18 protein-coding genes are annotated in these 14,523 nt (G+C 56.6%); 11 read left to right on the forward strand and 7 right to left on the reverse strand.

Annotated features, from left to right (window positions below):
- Nucleotides 1-215 precede the first annotated feature (215 nt).
- From dinI to mdtH, 4 genes are all read right to left on the reverse strand, one after another.
- The gene (dinI, locus tag UR289_RS03815) at nucleotides 216-461 is read right to left on the reverse strand and encodes a DNA damage-inducible protein I (protein ID WP_008500826.1); all 246 of its coding nucleotides are present in this window, start codon (nucleotides 459-461) and stop codon (nucleotides 216-218) included.
- A gap of 74 nt (nucleotides 462-535) precedes the next feature.
- Complete coding sequence (gene pyrC / locus UR289_RS03820; protein ID WP_033145198.1) at nucleotides 536-1,582, reverse strand: dihydroorotase; 1,047 nt, start codon at nucleotides 1,580-1,582, stop codon at nucleotides 536-538.
- A gap of 126 nt (nucleotides 1,583-1,708) precedes the next feature.
- Nucleotides 1,709-2,269: a lipoprotein gene (locus tag UR289_RS03825; RefSeq protein WP_023311126.1), complete on the reverse strand. Its 561-nt coding sequence runs from the start codon at nucleotides 2,267-2,269 to the stop codon at nucleotides 1,709-1,711.
- Between the two features lie 123 nt (nucleotides 2,270-2,392).
- Nucleotides 2,393-3,601, reverse strand: a complete 1,209-nt coding sequence (gene mdtH / locus UR289_RS03830) for a multidrug efflux MFS transporter MdtH (protein WP_320709175.1) — start codon at nucleotides 3,599-3,601, stop codon at nucleotides 2,393-2,395.
- Between the two features lie 236 nt (nucleotides 3,602-3,837).
- Here mdtH and rimJ point away from each other — a divergent pair, with 236 nt between their 5' ends.
- The 4 genes from rimJ to murJ all read left to right on the forward strand — a co-directional run bounded on the left by rimJ (nucleotide 3,838) and on the right by murJ (nucleotide 7,673).
- The gene (rimJ, locus tag UR289_RS03835; protein ID WP_008500822.1) at nucleotides 3,838-4,422 is read left to right on the forward strand and encodes a ribosomal protein S5-alanine N-acetyltransferase; all 585 of its coding nucleotides are present in this window, start codon (nucleotides 3,838-3,840) and stop codon (nucleotides 4,420-4,422) included.
- Between the two features lie 9 nt (nucleotides 4,423-4,431).
- Nucleotides 4,432-5,082, forward strand: coding sequence for a YceH family protein (locus UR289_RS03840; protein WP_045888676.1), 651 nt, complete (start codon nucleotides 4,432-4,434; stop codon nucleotides 5,080-5,082).
- A gap of 2 nt (nucleotides 5,083-5,084) precedes the next feature.
- Nucleotides 5,085-6,008 carry a Gfo/Idh/MocA family protein gene (locus UR289_RS03845; RefSeq protein WP_033145201.1) on the forward strand — a complete coding sequence of 308 codons (924 nt, stop codon included), beginning with the start codon at nucleotides 5,085-5,087 and terminating at the stop codon, nucleotides 6,006-6,008.
- 129 nt (nucleotides 6,009-6,137) lie between these two features.
- The gene (gene murJ / locus UR289_RS03850; RefSeq protein ID WP_320709176.1) at nucleotides 6,138-7,673 is read left to right on the forward strand and encodes a murein biosynthesis integral membrane protein MurJ; all 1,536 of its coding nucleotides are present in this window, start codon (nucleotides 6,138-6,140) and stop codon (nucleotides 7,671-7,673) included.
- Nucleotides 7,674-7,732: 59 nt separating this feature from the next.
- Here the strand turns inward: murJ and flgN are convergent, their stop codons facing one another.
- From flgN to flgA, 3 genes are all read right to left on the reverse strand, one after another.
- On the reverse strand, nucleotides 7,733-8,158 hold the full coding sequence (gene flgN / locus UR289_RS03855; protein WP_008500818.1) for a flagella biosynthesis chaperone FlgN: 426 nt from the start codon (nucleotides 8,156-8,158) through the stop codon (nucleotides 7,733-7,735).
- Nucleotides 8,159-8,162: 4 nt separating this feature from the next.
- Nucleotides 8,163-8,456, reverse strand: coding sequence for a flagellar biosynthesis anti-sigma factor FlgM (gene flgM, locus UR289_RS03860; protein WP_023311133.1), 294 nt, complete (start codon nucleotides 8,454-8,456; stop codon nucleotides 8,163-8,165).
- A 93-nt stretch (nucleotides 8,457-8,549) separates the two neighbouring features.
- The gene (flgA, locus tag UR289_RS03865; protein WP_023311134.1) at nucleotides 8,550-9,209 is read right to left on the reverse strand and encodes a flagellar basal body P-ring formation chaperone FlgA; all 660 of its coding nucleotides are present in this window, start codon (nucleotides 9,207-9,209) and stop codon (nucleotides 8,550-8,552) included.
- A 157-nt stretch (nucleotides 9,210-9,366) separates the two neighbouring features.
- On the opposite strand from flgA, the gene flgB reads away from it, so the two are divergent.
- From flgB to flgH, 7 genes are read left to right on the forward strand one after another with little or no spacing between them, the layout of a single operon-like run.
- Nucleotides 9,367-9,783, forward strand: coding sequence for a flagellar basal body rod protein FlgB (gene flgB, locus UR289_RS03870; RefSeq protein ID WP_023311135.1), 417 nt, complete (start codon nucleotides 9,367-9,369; stop codon nucleotides 9,781-9,783).
- A gap of 3 nt (nucleotides 9,784-9,786) precedes the next feature.
- A complete protein-coding gene (gene flgC / locus UR289_RS03875; RefSeq protein WP_008500814.1) occupies nucleotides 9,787-10,191 on the forward strand; it encodes a flagellar basal body rod protein FlgC in 405 nt (134 codons plus the stop codon).
- 11 nt (nucleotides 10,192-10,202) lie between these two features.
- The gene (flgD, locus tag UR289_RS03880) at nucleotides 10,203-10,913 is read left to right on the forward strand and encodes a flagellar hook assembly protein FlgD (RefSeq protein ID WP_033145203.1); all 711 of its coding nucleotides are present in this window, start codon (nucleotides 10,203-10,205) and stop codon (nucleotides 10,911-10,913) included.
- Nucleotides 10,914-10,939: 26 nt separating this feature from the next.
- Nucleotides 10,940-12,190 (forward strand): flagellar hook protein FlgE, encoded by a 1,251-nt coding sequence (flgE, locus tag UR289_RS03885; protein ID WP_039261882.1) that lies wholly within the window; start codon nucleotides 10,940-10,942, stop codon nucleotides 12,188-12,190.
- A 20-nt stretch (nucleotides 12,191-12,210) separates the two neighbouring features.
- Nucleotides 12,211-12,966, forward strand: coding sequence for a flagellar basal body rod protein FlgF (locus UR289_RS03890; RefSeq protein WP_033145205.1), 756 nt, complete (start codon nucleotides 12,211-12,213; stop codon nucleotides 12,964-12,966).
- An 11-nt stretch (nucleotides 12,967-12,977) separates the two neighbouring features.
- Nucleotides 12,978-13,760, forward strand: coding sequence for a flagellar basal-body rod protein FlgG (gene flgG / locus UR289_RS03895; RefSeq protein WP_008500810.1), 783 nt, complete (start codon nucleotides 12,978-12,980; stop codon nucleotides 13,758-13,760).
- A 57-nt stretch (nucleotides 13,761-13,817) separates the two neighbouring features.
- On the forward strand, nucleotides 13,818-14,516 hold the full coding sequence (gene flgH / locus UR289_RS03900; protein ID WP_024909015.1) for a flagellar basal body L-ring protein FlgH: 699 nt from the start codon (nucleotides 13,818-13,820) through the stop codon (nucleotides 14,514-14,516).
- The last annotated feature ends 7 nt before the right edge of the window (nucleotides 14,517-14,523 follow it).

Consider the following 14,523-nt stretch of genomic DNA (forward strand, 5'->3'; position numbering starts at 1 on the left):
TGAAAGCATCTTCAGTATACCAAGTAATAAGGGTTCCAACGGGAAAAATAAACAGGTGGCAACACATTTTTCTGCTTTTTAGGATTGTTCGAACAATAAAACACCATCTCGTTCACGATTTTTAAAGAAGATGCCGAATTAATTTGAACTTGCAGGATTTTTAGACAAAAAAAAGCCGGGGCGACCCGGCAAAAAAACACAATGAGGGAGCAGTGTTAATCTGTGATAAACCAGTCGTCTGCGCTTTCCCACGTTTCCTGCAGGATTTCGCTGATGCGATCTTTATCTTCTTTCGCAGCACCAATGACGGAGAGGTTGTTCGCCGCGGCGTAACGCACCGTTACGGCACCCGCGTTGTCGGGAAAGGTGTTGTTAATACGGCGGGATAATTCGCCTGCCAGTGCATCAAGCGCGCCGGCAGGCAGAACAGTTGTTTTGGCTATGGTGACTTCAATACGCATAAATGCCCCCTGTGTAATATACTGTTTATTTATACAGGTATATTATCGGTTTGACAACAAGGGGCATTGATTTTTTAACGTTTTACCGTCCAGTTAACGGTTTCGCCCGCCAGGAATGGGATCAGCGTGTCATCCGTCAGCGCAATGGACTCCTCAACGTGGCTCGCTTTACGCTCCAGTTCGATGAAGGTGTCGTTGACCGGCAGGCCGTAGAAGCGCGGGCCGTTAAGGGAGCAGAACGCTTCAAAATGTTCGAGCGCGTTCATCTCTTCAAAGACGGTCGCGTAGCTGGCCAGTGCCGTTGGGGCGTTGAAGCAGCCTGCACAGCCGCAGCTCGCCTCTTTGCGGTGGCGGGCGTGAGGTGCGGAATCGGTGCCGAGGAACGCGCGGGAGAACCCGCTGGCGACCAGCTCGCGCAGCGCCTGCTGGTGGATGTTGCGCTTGAGAATAGGCAGACAGTACAGGTGAGGACGCACCCCGCCCACCAGCATGTGGTTACGGTTAAACATCAGGTGCTGTGGCGTAATGGTCGCGGCGATAAGATCGTTGCCGTCGCGCACATACTCTGCCGCGTCTTTGGTGGTGATATGTTCAAAGACCACTTTAAGCGCGGGCAGGCGCTGGCGCAGAGGCTCCATCACGGTCTCGATAAAGCGGGCTTCACGGTCGAAGATGTCAATCTCGGCATGCGTGACTTCACCATGGACCAGCAGCGGCATGCCCAGTTTCTGCATGCGTTCCAGAACCGGCATGATGGCATCAATGCTGGTGACGCCGTGGCTGGAGTTGGTGGTGGCATTTGCCGGGTAGAGTTTCGCCGCCGTAAATACGCCTTCGTTAAACCCGCGCTCCACTTCGTTCGGATCCAGCGAGTCGGTAAGATAGCAGGTCATCAACGGGGTAAAATCGTGTCCCGCAGGAACGGCATCCAGGATGCGCTGGCGATAGGCCATCGCGGCATCGACGGTGGTGACTGGTGGAACCAGGTTAGGCATGACAATCGCGCGGCCATAAATTTCGCTGGTATAAGGCACGACGGTTTTCAGCATATCGCCATCACGCAGATGGATATGCCAGTCGTCAGGGCGGCGGATTTTAAGAACCTGGGGTTGTGCAGTCATGGAAGCTCCGGCTTGTCAGGAATCAGTCATAAGGATGGCTGTTTTTGCCGGACACAAATCATAAGCGGAAACGTTTTCGTTTGCACACTTTTCCGTAAAAAAAAGGGCGCCGCAGCGCCCTTCAGGTTAATCGGTGAAAGGAATGATAATTTCTCCCGGTTTCACCTCTATACCTTTTGCATATTTTTTCGCCAGAGCTTCACCCTTGCTTTTGTCTTCGCTTAAGACGTACGCGGGCTGCTGGTTAAAGTAATTACGCAGCGACTGGTTCAGATAGGGCATCAGGGTTTGCAGAACCGGTGCCATCTTGTCCGGCGACACCTGCGCATCGACGACTTCCATCTCCTGCAGGAAAATCGCCCCTTTCTCTTTGTTGAAAACGGGCAGGGCCTTCAGCTTGAGCTTGATGTTGGCCTTCTGATTGCCAAAGAGGGATGACATATCGAGATCCGCATCACCGGCCAGGGTGACTTTGTTTGGCTCTTCACGTCCGATCTGGCTGGTCAGGTTCGTAAGGACGATATGCGCGTCCGCCAGACCCGGCACGCCAATGTCTTTAGAGAAATTGTTATGTTTTTCCAGCGCCTGATTAATTTCCTGTTCACTGACGGTATATTGCGTGAGCTGGTTACAGCCAACCAGCAGACCGCTGACAACTAATGCCGCGGCAAAGACAATTTTCTTCATAGTGTTCCTCAACGAAAAATCGGCGCTTCTGTCCTGTTACGCCAGTATGTCAGTGTGAATTGGCAGAAACCAGCAGAAAAAACTGAGAAGTGGGGCGGGAAGGGCTCCCGCCCGAGGGAAAGGCTACGCGCCAGGCTCGAGCATACCGCTCGCGCTGCGTTTCGGGCTGAACTGCCACCACAGAGCAAGGAGCGTCATAAAACCCACCGCGCCGAGCATCATCCACGGGAGTTCGGGCTGGCTTAACGCTTTTCCGGCATCAAACAACCAGCCGCCACCGGCGTAACCTAATGCGCCGCCAAGCGCCAGCCCCAGCCGGCTGAACCCCATATAGCTGCCACGCGCACGCGCATCTGCAAGCGAGGCGCTCAGCGTTTCACGGGCAGGCTCGGCGATGATCGACCCTATATAGAACGTGCAAATCAGCGTAAACAGCTGCTGGAGAGAGTTCACCAGGCCGATCGGCATCATGCTCAGCGTCATCAGGAACAGACCGGCCATCAGGCGATGCTCCAGACGAAAACGCCGTTCGCTCCAGCGGGCAATCGGATAAAGCAGCGTTAACGACAGGCAGGCTTCGATGGCGTACATCCATTTAACGGCTGCAGGGGTCCCCGCGATGTCGTTAACCATGATCGGCAGCATCAGCATGACCTGTACAGCCAGCATGTAGTATCCCGTCAGGGTCAACACATAGGTGACAAAACGCCTGTCGCGCAGGACGCGGCCAAGCCCTTCACGGACCGGCGCTTTGACCGTCGACAGTTTCCAGGCGGGCAGGAACAGGCCATTGAACAGCGCGCACAGAATAAAGAGCACCGCACCGGCCGCGCAGACCAGACGGAAGTCATACTGCAGCAGCCAGCTTCCCAGCAGGGCGCCGATAACCGCCCCGGCACTGTCCTGCATCATCAGAATCGAGAAGAAACGGCCGCGGTGCTGGGGGCGAATAAGCTTCACCACCAGCGCGGTGCGTGGCGGATCGAACAGCGTGCCGCCGATACCGGAGAGGAAACAGGAGAACCAGAGCAGCCATGGCTCCTGGGCGACCGCCATCGTGGTAAAACCTGCCGCGCGCAGCAGCATACCGGTAACGATCATCGGTTTAGCGCCGAAGCGGTCAGCGATGGCCCCGCCAAAGACGCCCAGGCCCTGCTGGACAAACTGGCGTAGCCCCAGGGCAATGCCAACCATTAATGCCGCCCAGCCCATCTGATCGACAAAGCGGATCGATATCAGCGGAAAAACGACAAAAAAGCCGAGCACGACCAGCATGTTATCGACGAGCAGGAAATATTTACCCAGGCTCCTGGCCTGTGATACGCGGGACATTTTCCCTCCAGGGAAAATAAGAAGGTGAGCACGCTAACATTCTGCGGTGTCGCCGCGTTTTTTCCCACCCCCGGGGGTGACAATATTTTTTTATCAAAAGGGTGCTTTGATAGAGAGTTCTCATCGAAAAATGTGAAAAGAGGTGAAAATGGTATGTCACTGTTTTCACAGACGGCACAGGCGCAGGTATAGTAAAGCTAATGGGTCAGCAGAAGTGACGGGAAGGAGTGGTATCGATGTTTGGCTATCGCAGCAATGTGCCAAAAGTGCGTCTGACAACGGACCGGCTGGTCGTTCGTCTGGTGCATGAGCGTGATGCCTGGCGTCTGGCGGATTATTACGCCGAGAATCGCCAGTTTTTAAAACCCTGGGAACCCGTTCGGGATGAGAGCCATTGTTACCCTTCCGGCTGGCAGGCGCGCCTCAGCATGATTACGGAATTTCACAAGCAGGGCAGCGCGTTTTATTTCGCGCTGCTGGATCCTGAAGAGAAAGAAATTATCGGGATCGCCAACTTTTCAAACGTGGTGCGCGGGTCGTTTCACGCCTGCTACCTTGGCTACTCCATCGGCCAGAAATGGCAGGGGCAGGGGCTGATGTACGAGGCGTTAACGGTGGCGATCCGCTATATGCAACGCACGCAGCATATCCATCGCATTATGGCGAACTATATGCCGCACAATCAGCGCAGCGGCAATTTGCTGGCCCGCTTAGGGTTCGAGAAAGAGGGTTACGCCAAAGACTATCTGCTGATAGACGGAGAGTGGCGCGACCACGTTCTGACGGCGTTAACCACCCGGGACTGGACCGCAGGTCGTTAAGGAGAAAAGATGAAGTATCAGCTAAACGGTACAGAAGCGCGCGTGATTGGGTGCTTACTCGAAAAACAGGTTACCACGCCGGAGCAGTATCCGCTCTCCGTCAACGCCGTGACCATGGCCTGCAACCAGAAGACCAACCGCGAGCCGGTGATGAACCTCAGCGAGCATGAGGTTCAGGACGTGCTGGATGCGCTGGTAAAACGCCACTACCTGCGCACCGTCAGCGGCTTCGGCAACCGCGTGACCAAATACGAACAGCGCTTCTGTAACTCCGAATTCGGCGACCTGAAGCTGAGCAGTGCGGAAGTGGCGGTCATCACCACGCTGCTGCTGCGCGGGGCGCAGACGCCGGGAGAGCTGCGCACGCGCGCTTCCCGTATGCATGAGTTCAGCGATATGCAGGAAGTTGAGCAGACCCTGGAAGGGCTGGCCTCACGTGAAGACGGCCCATACGTGGTGCGTCTGGCGCGCGAGCCGGGCAAACGTGAAAGCCGCTATATGCATCTGTTCAGCGGCGACGTTGATGTCGCTACCGTGGAGAGCGACGCGGGATCCTCAGCAAGCAATGACACTCTTGCCGCGCGCGTAGAAGCGCTGGAAGACGAGGTCGCCGGGCTGAAACAGCGCCTGGATGCGTTGCTGGCACATCTGGGAGACTGACGGTGAAAAAATTACGCGTAGGCGTGGTGGGGCTCGGCGGCATCGCGCAAAAGGCCTGGCTGCCTGTTTTAGGTGCAGCAACGGACTGGACCCTGCAAGGGGCATGGTCACCCACCCGAGAAAAGGCAGAACGTATCTGCGAAACCTGGCGCATTCCGTATGCTGCCTCTCTGCAGGATCTGGCCCGCGAGTGTGATGCTGTTTTTGTGCATACCTCAACGGCAACCCACTATCAGGTGGTAAGCGAGCTGCTCAATGCGGGGGTTCACGTCTGCGTGGATAAGCCGCTGGCGGAAAATGTTCAGGATGCCGAACGGCTGATTGAGCTGGCCGCGCGCAAAAAACTGACGCTGATGGTGGGCTTCAACCGCCGCTTTGCGCCGCTTTACCAGCAGCTGAAGGCGCAGTCGGACACGCTCGCCTCGCTGCGGATGGATAAACACCGCACCGACAGCATTGGGCCAAACGATCTGCGCTTCACCCTTCTGGATGATTATCTGCACGTTGTGGATACGGCGCTGTGGCTGAGCAACGGCCATGCGCAGCTGAAGAGCGGTACCCTGTTAACGAATGACCAGGGGCAGATGGTCTACGCGGAACACCACTTCGCCGTTGAGCATCTTCAGATTACCACCAGCATGCACCGTCGGGCGGGAAGTCAGCGTGAATCCGTGCAGGCGGTGACCGAGGGCGCGCTGTACGACATTACGGACATGCGCGAGTGGCGGGAAGAGAAGGGCAACGGCGTGGTGACGCTCCCGGCGCCAGGCTGGCAGAGCACCCTCGAGCAGCGCGGTTTCGCAGGATGCGCCCGTCACTTTATCACCTGCGTGCAAAATCAGACGGTTCCTGAAACGTCCGGCGAGCAGGCCATTATGGCGCAGCGCATTGTGGAAAGGCTCTGGCGCGATGCCATGAGCGAATAACTCGCTGTAACATCTGCGGATAGTAATTCGTTGAAATCCGGTTAGACTAAGCGCCGCTTGTTGGCTTTGCCGGGTGGCGCTTACGCTAACCCGCTCTACAAATCCGTATGGTTCTGGAAATTCACGTTAATGAACTTATTAAAATCGCTGGCGGCCGTCAGCTCGATGACCATGTTTTCCCGCGTGCTGGGTTTTGCGCGCGACGCCATTGTGGCAAGGGTATTTGGTGCAGGGATGGCCACGGACGCCTTTTTCGTCGCGTTTAAATTGCCGAACCTGCTGCGTCGTATTTTTGCTGAAGGGGCGTTTTCCCAGGCATTCGTGCCCATTCTGGCGGAATATAAAAGCAAGCAGGGTGAAGACGCGACGCGCGTCTTTGTTTCTTATGTCTCCGGCCTGCTGACGCTGGCTTTGGCGGTGGTGACCGTACTCGGGATGCTGGCCGCGCCCTGGGTGATTATGGTGACCGCGCCCGGTTTTGCCGATACGGCTGACAAATTTGCGCTGACCTCGCAGCTGCTGCGCATTACTTTCCCCTATATTCTGCTCATCTCGCTGGCCTCGCTGGTGGGGGCGATCCTGAACACCTGGAACCGCTTCTCTGTTCCGGCGTTTGCGCCAACGTTTCTCAACGTCAGCATGATCGGTTTTGCCCTGTTCGCCGCGCCGCACTTCAACCCGCCGGTGCTGGCGCTGGCCTGGGCGGTCACCGTCGGCGGCGTGCTGCAGCTGGCGTACCAGCTGCCGCATCTGAAAAAAATCGGCATGCTGGTGCTGCCGCGCATCAATCTCAAAGATGCCGGGGCGATGCGCGTGATCAAGCAGATGGGGCCCGCTATTCTCGGCGTCTCCGTCAGCCAGATCTCGCTTATCATCAACACCATCTTTGCCTCTTTCCTCGTGTCCGGCTCGGTTTCCTGGATGTACTACGCCGACCGTCTGATGGAGTTCCCGTCCGGGGTGCTGGGCGTGGCGCTGGGGACCATCCTGCTGCCGTCGCTGTCGAAAAGCTTTGCCAGCGGCAATCATGATGAATATTGCCGCCTGATGGACTGGGGTTTACGTCTCTGCTTCCTGCTGGCCCTGCCAAGCGCGGTGGCGCTGGGTATTCTGGCCAAACCGCTGACGGTGTCGCTCTTCCAGTACGGGAAATTCACCGCCTTTGATGCCGCTATGACCCAGCGCGCGCTGATTGCCTACTCGGTCGGCTTGATGGGGCTGATCGTCGTCAAGGTGCTGGCGCCCGGGTTCTACTCGCGTCAGAACATCAAAACGCCTGTGAAAATTGCCATCGTGACGCTGATTATGACCCAGCTGATGAACCTGGCGTTTATTGGTCCGCTGAAGCATGCCGGCCTGTCGCTGTCTATTGGTCTGGCGGCCTGTCTGAATGCCGGGCTGTTGTACTGGCAGCTGCGCAAGCAGGATATTTTCACGCCGCAGCCGGGGTGGGGAAGTTTCCTGGTACGTCTGATCGTTGCGGTACTGGTGATGTCAGCCGCGCTGCTCGGCATGATGTACGTGATGCCGGAGTGGTCCCTGGGCACCATGCCTTATCGTCTGATGCGGCTGATGGCCGTGGTAGGCGTCGGGGTGGTGGCTTACTTTGCCACGCTCGCGGTGCTGGGGTTCAAAGTGAAAGAGTTTGCCCGCCGTACGGCATAAACGCCAAAAGGGGAGTTCACCTTATGGTGCTCCCCGCTGCATGATTTGTCGCACAGGCGTCAAATCGAAATCTTTTTAACTCCCGCAATACGTGCAGTCGCTGTTTGACCATCCGCACCGTACAGTCCGGTTTCTTTATGCGGTTTCAATACCTCAAGCGCCTGCTGATTACGCTCAATCTGACCTTCCAGTAGCCAGCCGTTGTGCTGGTTAAGGTCGCGCAGGTGCTGGGTTTTTTCGGTAATGGTTTGCCAGCGCTCAATAATATCGTCATTGGCGCTACGCTTAGGATCCTGCTCAGCGCGGCGCTGCTGCTCCAGATAATCCAGCGTCGCCAGTAGCGAACTCTTATCTTCAGTAATACGCTGCAGCGCGCTGCCGTTGATGTGACCGGAAGAGAGATGCTGCTGTTCAGCGTCCATTACCGTTTTCAGGTCGTTAAGAACAACCGTCATTTGATCCAGTATTTCTGACAGTCGACTCATACGGTTAGTTACTCTGTAAGAAACTCTGTGCTTCCTGAATCAGGGCGTCAGCGATTTTGCTGGTGTCCATTTTCAGCTCACCGTTACGAATAGCCGTTTTCAGCGCTTCAACACGTTCCATATTGATATCGTTGCTGCCTGGCTGCATCAGTTTTGCCTGCGCGTCGCTCAGGGTCACGCTGGTGCTGTTGGACGTTGACGGTTTTTCCAGACGCGTTTTCTGCGCAGGAGCGTCATTCGTTTCGCGAGGTTGTACAGCGCTTACCGGCTTCAGGGCTGATGTACGATCAATGCTCATAGTGTTGTCCTCATCGAGGGTTCGCGGCGTTTGCGCCTGACATCATCATTAGTGGAATATTTATCGGCACGCGCCGCGAAATCTTTAAAAAGATTATAGGTTAATCAGAATATTCCCATCAGAATCGACGGTTCCGCTCACCACCTGGCCTGAGGACATTCTGACGCGGGCGTTTTGCGCCACCGCGGCATTGTTTAACGCTTTCCCTTCACTGTTGATGCTAAAGCCATCTCCGTTGGCCACCACCATCACCTGTTGACCTGCTTTTACCCGCCATGACTGACGCAGCATTGAGAGCTGTATCGGCTGGCCGGGTGCGACATCGCGCAGGCTGACGGCGTCCTGTGCCTGGTTCATTTCCAGCATGGTGCGTGGAGGCAGCTGATCCAGACGGCCGCGCTTTAACGTCACGCTGTTCGTCTGCAGCACGCTGCCGCGCGCAATGGGCACGGCGGCGACAACATAATTGCCCGTCGCCTGAACTGCAACCTGTAAATAGCGTTTTTCGTTCGCGCAGCGTGCCAGCACGTTCACATTTCCCCACAGCCGGGTGGTTCCCGTCACGCTGAATGACGGTTGGTCACAGGTCGGGTACAGATTCGGTGGGGTGCGCACGGTAACGTTAACCTCATCGCTAAAGCCCGCCAGCTTTTCAGCAAAAAAAGCCGTCAGCCGATCCTGTAAGCCTTCAGCCTGCACCAGAGGGCTAAAGAGCAAGAAAGTTGCCACCAGGCCACGTTTTAACGTTTGCATCGCAAGTTCCACCGTTTCCAGAGTTGAATGAATTCTACCTGCAGTGGTTTTGCATCAACGCAATAAATAGCGACGCATTTTGCGCTTATTCCGTCGATAGGGGAGACCGGGTGAGATTTAAGCTGTGAACTGAAATTTTGCCATCAGCGGAGGAGACATGCTCGATAAACTCGACGCCGCGTTACGTTTTCAGCAGGAAGCGCTCAATTTACGCGCCCAGCGGCAGGAGATTTTAGCCGCCAACATCGCTAACGCCGATACCCCAGGGTTTCAGGCGCGCGATATTGATTTTTCCAGTGAACTCAAAAAGGTGATGGAGCGTGGACGTGCCGAAGGAACGGGTGTTGCACTTGCCATGACATCCTCTCGCCATATTCCTGCTCAGGCGATGACCGCGCCAGCGACCGATTTACTTTACCGCATTCCCGATCAGCCCTCACTCGACGGTAACACCGTGGATATGGACCGGGAGCGTACCCAGTTTGCCGATAACAGTCTGAAATACCAGACGGGCCTGACCGTACTCGGCGGACAAATCAAAGGCATGATGAACGTCCTGCAGGGGGGGAACTGATAGATGGCCTTGTTGAATATTTTTGATATTGCCGGTTCGGCGTTAACCGCGCAGTCCAAACGCCTGAACGTGGCTGCCAGCAACCTGGCGAACGCCGACAGCGTAACCGGACCAGACGGCCAGCCTTATCGCGCCAAACAGGTTGTCTTTCAGGTCGATGCTGCGCCGGGCGCGGCGACGGGCGGCGTGAAGGTGTCTGATGTGGTAGAGAGCCAGGCGCCGGACAGACTGGTGTATGAGCCGGGTAACCCGCTCGCGGATGCCAGCGGATACGTGAAAATGCCAAACGTGGATGTGGTGGGTGAGATGGTGAACTCCATGTCGGCTTCCCGCAGCTACCAGGCCAACGTTGAAGTGCTGAATACCGTGAAGAGCATGATGCTCAAAACGCTCACTCTCGGCCAGTAAAGGAGACATGCATGTCCATCGCCGTAAATGTGAATGATCCTACGAACTCGGGTGTTAATAACACGAAGAGTACGACGGGTTCTAACTCCCTCACCGGGAGCAATGCCTCCGATCTTCAGGGCAGCTTTCTGACGCTGCTGGTGGCGCAGCTTAAGAACCAGGATCCCACCAACCCAATGCAGAACAACGAACTGACCACGCAGCTTGCGCAGATCAGCACCGTGAGCGGCATTGAGAAACTCAACACCACCCTCGGCTCCGTCTCCGGGCAGATCAACAGTGCCCAGTCTCTGCAGGCGGCAAGCCTGATTGGCCACGGGGTGATGATCCCGGGAACCACGATTCTGGCGGGCACCAGCACCACTGAAGGCAACAGCACAACGACCACCACGCCGTTTGGCGTTGAGCTCCAGCAGGCGGCTGAGAAGGTCACTGCAACGATCATGGATGCCAATAACGTGGTGGTTCGCACCATTGATATCGGTGAGCTGAAGGCGGGCGTTCACACCTTTACGTGGGATGGCAGCCTGACCGACGGTACTAAAGCACCAAACGGTTCTTACAAAGTAGCGATCAGCGCCAGCAACGGGACGACCCAGCTGGTGGCGCAGCCGCTGCAGTTCGCGCTGGTCCAGGGCGTGATTAAAGGAAGCGACGGCAACAAACTGGATTTGGGAACCTCTGGTTCCACCACACTCGACGAAGTTCGGCAGATTATCTAAGCCTTAACACTTATCAGGAGTAAGTCATGGCCTTTTCTCAAGCGGTCAGCGGCCTGAATGCTGCGGCCACCAACCTGGACGTCATTGGCAACAACATCGCCAACTCCGCGACCTATGGTTTTAAATCCGGTTCTGCTTCATTTGCGGACATGTTCGCCGGTTCCAAAGTCGGCCTGGGCGTGAAAGTTGCGGGCATCACTCAGGACTTTACCGACGGCACCACCACCAACACCGGTCGTGGTCTGGACGTTGCTATCAGCCAGAACGGTTTCTTCCGTATGGTCGATTCCAACGGTTCTGTGTTCTACAGCCGTAACGGCCAGTTCAAGCTGGACGAAAACCGTACGCTGGTTAACATGCAGGGCATGCAGCTGACGGGCTACCCGGTAGCTGGAACGCCTCCAACCGTTCAGACCGGTGCGAACCCTCAGGCGATTACTATCCCGAATACCCTGATGGCGGCGAAATCAACCACCACCGCGACGCAGCAGATCAACCTGAACTCAACCGATCCTGTTCAAACTGCCCCGTTCGATGCGACCAATCCGGATACCTATAACAAAAAAGGGACCGTGACCGTATTCGACAGCCAGGGTAACGCCCACAACATGTACGTCTACTACGTGAAGACGGCCAACAATAAATGGGATCTTTACACTCAGGACGGCAGCGTTGCGGGTTCTACAGCAGCGAAAGCGGCGCAGATGAACTTTGATGCGAACGGTAACCTGGCGGGTGTCTACAACTACGACGCTGCGGGTGTACTGAGCGCAACGCCAAACGCCACGCCGGCCATTAACATCACCACGGGTTCTGTCAGCGGTGCGACGGCGGCGACCTTCTCCCTGAGCTTCCAGAACTCCATGCAGCAGAACACCGGTGCAAACAGCGTTGTGGCAACCAATCAGAACGGCTACAAGCCTGGCGACCTGGTGAGCTACCAGATCAACGACGATGGCACCGTGGTGGGAAGCTACTCTAACGAACAGTCTCAGGTTCTGGGCCAGATCGTGTTGGCAAACTTCGCGAACAACGAAGGCCTGAAATCTGAAGGCGACAACGTCTGGTCTGCCACTCAGTCCTCCGGCGTGGCGCTGCTGGGTACCGCAGGCACCGGTAACTTCGGCAAGCTGACCAACGGCGCGCTGGAAGCTTCCAACGTGGATATGAGTAAAGAACTGGTGAACATGATCGTCGCGCAGCGTAACTATCAGTCGAACGCGCAGACCATCAAAACCCAGGACCAGATCCTCAACACGCTGGTTAACCTGCGTTAAGCGGCTAACAGGAAAGCGCAATGGATCACGCAATATATACCGCGATGGGCGCGGCAAGTCAGACGCTCAATCAGCAGGCCGTTACCGCCAGCAACCTGGCAAACGCCTCTACGCCGGGCTTTCGCGCGCAGCTTAATGCGCTGCGCGCGGTGCCGGTTGAAGGGCTGTCCCTGCCGACCCGTACGCTGGTGACGGCATCAACCCCTGGCGCAGATATGACGCCTGGGCAGATGGACTACACCTCGCGCCCGCTGGACGTTGCCCTGCAGCAGGACGGCTGGCTGGCGGTGCAAACGGCCGACGGCAGCGAAGGCTATACCCGTAACGGCAATATCCAGGTGAGCGCGACGGGCCAGCTGACGATTCAGGGGCATCCGGTGATGGGGGAAGCGGGTCCGCTGACCGTGCCGGAAGGCTCTGAGCTGACTATCGCCGCGGACGGCACCATTTCGGCGCTGAACCCGGGCGATCCGGCCAATACCGTTGCGCCCGTCGGACGTCTGAAGCTGGTGAAAGCGGAAGCCAAAGACGTGCAGCGCGGCGACGACGGCATGTTCCGTCTGACCCAGGCGGCGCAGGCGACGCGTGGTGCTACGTTACAGGCCGATCCGAGCATCCGCGTGATGTCCGGCGTTCTGGAAGGCAGCAACGTCAAGCCGGTCGAAGCCATGACCGACATGATTGCCAGCGCCCGTCGTTTTGAAATGCAGATGAAGATCATCAGCAGCGTGGATGAAAACGCGGGCAAAGCTAACCAACTTCTGGCTATGAGTTAACAGGACTCCTTATGATCAGTTCTTTATGGATCGCGAAAACTGGCCTGGACGCCCAGCAAACCAATATGGACGTGATTGCCAACAACCTGGCAAACGTGAGCACCAATGGTTTCAAGCGTCAGCGTGCCGTTTTCGAAGATTTGCTTTATCAAACCATCCGCCAGCCGGGCGCGCAGTCTTCTGAACAGACGACGCTGCCGTCGGGCCTGCAGATCGGTACCGGCGTTCGTCCGGTGGCCACCGAGCGTCTGCACAGCCAGGGCAACCTGTCTCAGACCAACAACAGTAAAGACGTGGCAATCAAAGGCCAGGGCTTCTTCCAGGTGCAGCTGCCTGACGGGACCTCTGCCTATACCCGCGACGGTTCGTTCCAGGTCGATCAGAACGGCCAGCTGGTGACGGCGGGCGGTTTCCAGGTTCAGCCTGCGATTACCATCCCGGCGAATGCCCTGAGCATCACCATCGGACGCGACGGTGTGGTCAGCGTGACCCAGCAGGGACAGGCCGCGCCGGTTCAGGTCGGGCAGCTCAACCTGACCACCTTCATGAACGATACCGGTCTGGAAAGCATTGGTGAGAACCTCTACACCGAAACGCAATCCTCCGGTACGCCGAATGAGAGCACCCCGGGCCTGAACGGCGCGGGGCTGCTGTACCAGGGGTATGTTGAAACGTCCAACGTGAACGTGGCGGAAGAGCTGGTGAATATGATCCAGGTCCAGCGCGCGTATGAAATTAACAGTAAAGCAGTGTCGACGACCGACCAGATGCTGCAGAAACTGACGCAACTCTAAGGTGTAGCCCGGTGCGGTAAACGCCGCACCGGCTCCCTGTTTTCGAAGATGAAGGCAATGCAAAAAAACGCGGCGTTTCGTTATCCGATACTGACTGTTCTGGCTGTCACCCTCAGCGGGTGTGCTTTGATCCCGTCTAAACCATTGGTCCAGGGTGCGACGACTGCCCAACCCGTTCCTGGCCCCGCGCCAGTGGTAAACGGCTCCATTTTCCAGACCGCGCAGCCGATTAATTACGGCTATCAGCCGCTGTTTGAAGATCGCCGCCCGCGTAACGTCGGCGATACATTGACCATTGTGCTGCAGGAAAACGTCAGCGCGAGCAAGAGCTCGTCGGCGAACGCCAGCCGCGATGGCAAAACCAATTTTGGCTTCGATACCGTGCCACGCTATCTCGAAGGGCTGTTCGGCAACGCGCGTGCTGATGTGAACGCGTCCGGCGGCAATACCTTTAACGGCAAAGGCGGCGCGAACGCCAGCAACACCTTCAGCGGTACGCTGACGGTCACGGTTGACCAGGTACTGGTTAACGGCAACTTACACGTTGTGGGTGAAAAACAGATCGCCATCAACCAGGGCACTGAATTCATTCGCTTCTCGGGCGTGGTTAACCCTCGCACCATCAGCGGCACCAACACCGTTCCGTCCACCCAGGTGGCGGATGCGCGCATTGAGTACGTCGGTAACGGCTATATCAATGAAGCGCAAAATATGGGTTGGCTGCAGCGCTTCTTCCTTAATTTATCGCCGATGTAAGCGAGGT

The sequence above is a fragment of the Enterobacter sp. 302C9 genome (genome assembly GCF_034106085.1).
GTDB classification, from domain to species: domain Bacteria; phylum Pseudomonadota; class Gammaproteobacteria; order Enterobacterales; family Enterobacteriaceae; genus Enterobacter; species Enterobacter asburiae_B.

What these genes read in the sequence shown, in the direction of transcription:
- flgH (WP_024909015.1), top strand. Translation starts at nt 13,818, where the DNA reads ATGCAAAAAAACGCGGCGTTTCGTTATCCGATACTGACTGTTCTGGCT.
- UR289_RS03840 (WP_045888676.1), top strand. Translation starts at nt 4,432, where the DNA reads ATGAAGTATCAGCTAAACGGTACAGAAGCGCGCGTGATTGGGTGCTTA.
- flgB (WP_023311135.1), top strand. Translation starts at nt 9,367, where the DNA reads ATGCTCGATAAACTCGACGCCGCGTTACGTTTTCAGCAGGAAGCGCTC.
- mdtH (WP_320709175.1), bottom strand. Translation starts at nt 3,601, where the DNA reads ATGTCCCGCGTATCACAGGCCAGGAGCCTGGGTAAATATTTCCTGCTC.
- rimJ (WP_008500822.1), top strand. Translation starts at nt 3,838, where the DNA reads ATGTTTGGCTATCGCAGCAATGTGCCAAAAGTGCGTCTGACAACGGAC.
- flgE (WP_039261882.1), top strand. Translation starts at nt 10,940, where the DNA reads ATGGCCTTTTCTCAAGCGGTCAGCGGCCTGAATGCTGCGGCCACCAAC.
- murJ (WP_320709176.1), top strand. Translation starts at nt 6,138, where the DNA reads ATGAACTTATTAAAATCGCTGGCGGCCGTCAGCTCGATGACCATGTTT.
- flgD (WP_033145203.1), top strand. Translation starts at nt 10,203, where the DNA reads ATGTCCATCGCCGTAAATGTGAATGATCCTACGAACTCGGGTGTTAAT.
- flgN (WP_008500818.1), bottom strand. Translation starts at nt 8,158, where the DNA reads ATGAGTCGACTGTCAGAAATACTGGATCAAATGACGGTTGTTCTTAAC.
- dinI (WP_008500826.1), bottom strand. Translation starts at nt 461, where the DNA reads ATGCGTATTGAAGTCACCATAGCCAAAACAACTGTTCTGCCTGCCGGC.
- pyrC (WP_033145198.1), bottom strand. Translation starts at nt 1,582, where the DNA reads ATGACTGCACAACCCCAGGTTCTTAAAATCCGCCGCCCTGACGACTGG.
- UR289_RS03890 (WP_033145205.1), top strand. Translation starts at nt 12,211, where the DNA reads ATGGATCACGCAATATATACCGCGATGGGCGCGGCAAGTCAGACGCTC.
- UR289_RS03825 (WP_023311126.1), bottom strand. Translation starts at nt 2,269, where the DNA reads ATGAAGAAAATTGTCTTTGCCGCGGCATTAGTTGTCAGCGGTCTGCTG.
- flgM (WP_023311133.1), bottom strand. Translation starts at nt 8,456, where the DNA reads ATGAGCATTGATCGTACATCAGCCCTGAAGCCGGTAAGCGCTGTACAA.
- flgA (WP_023311134.1), bottom strand. Translation starts at nt 9,209, where the DNA reads ATGCAAACGTTAAAACGTGGCCTGGTGGCAACTTTCTTGCTCTTTAGC.
- flgG (WP_008500810.1), top strand. Translation starts at nt 12,978, where the DNA reads ATGATCAGTTCTTTATGGATCGCGAAAACTGGCCTGGACGCCCAGCAA.
- flgC (WP_008500814.1), top strand. Translation starts at nt 9,787, where the DNA reads ATGGCCTTGTTGAATATTTTTGATATTGCCGGTTCGGCGTTAACCGCG.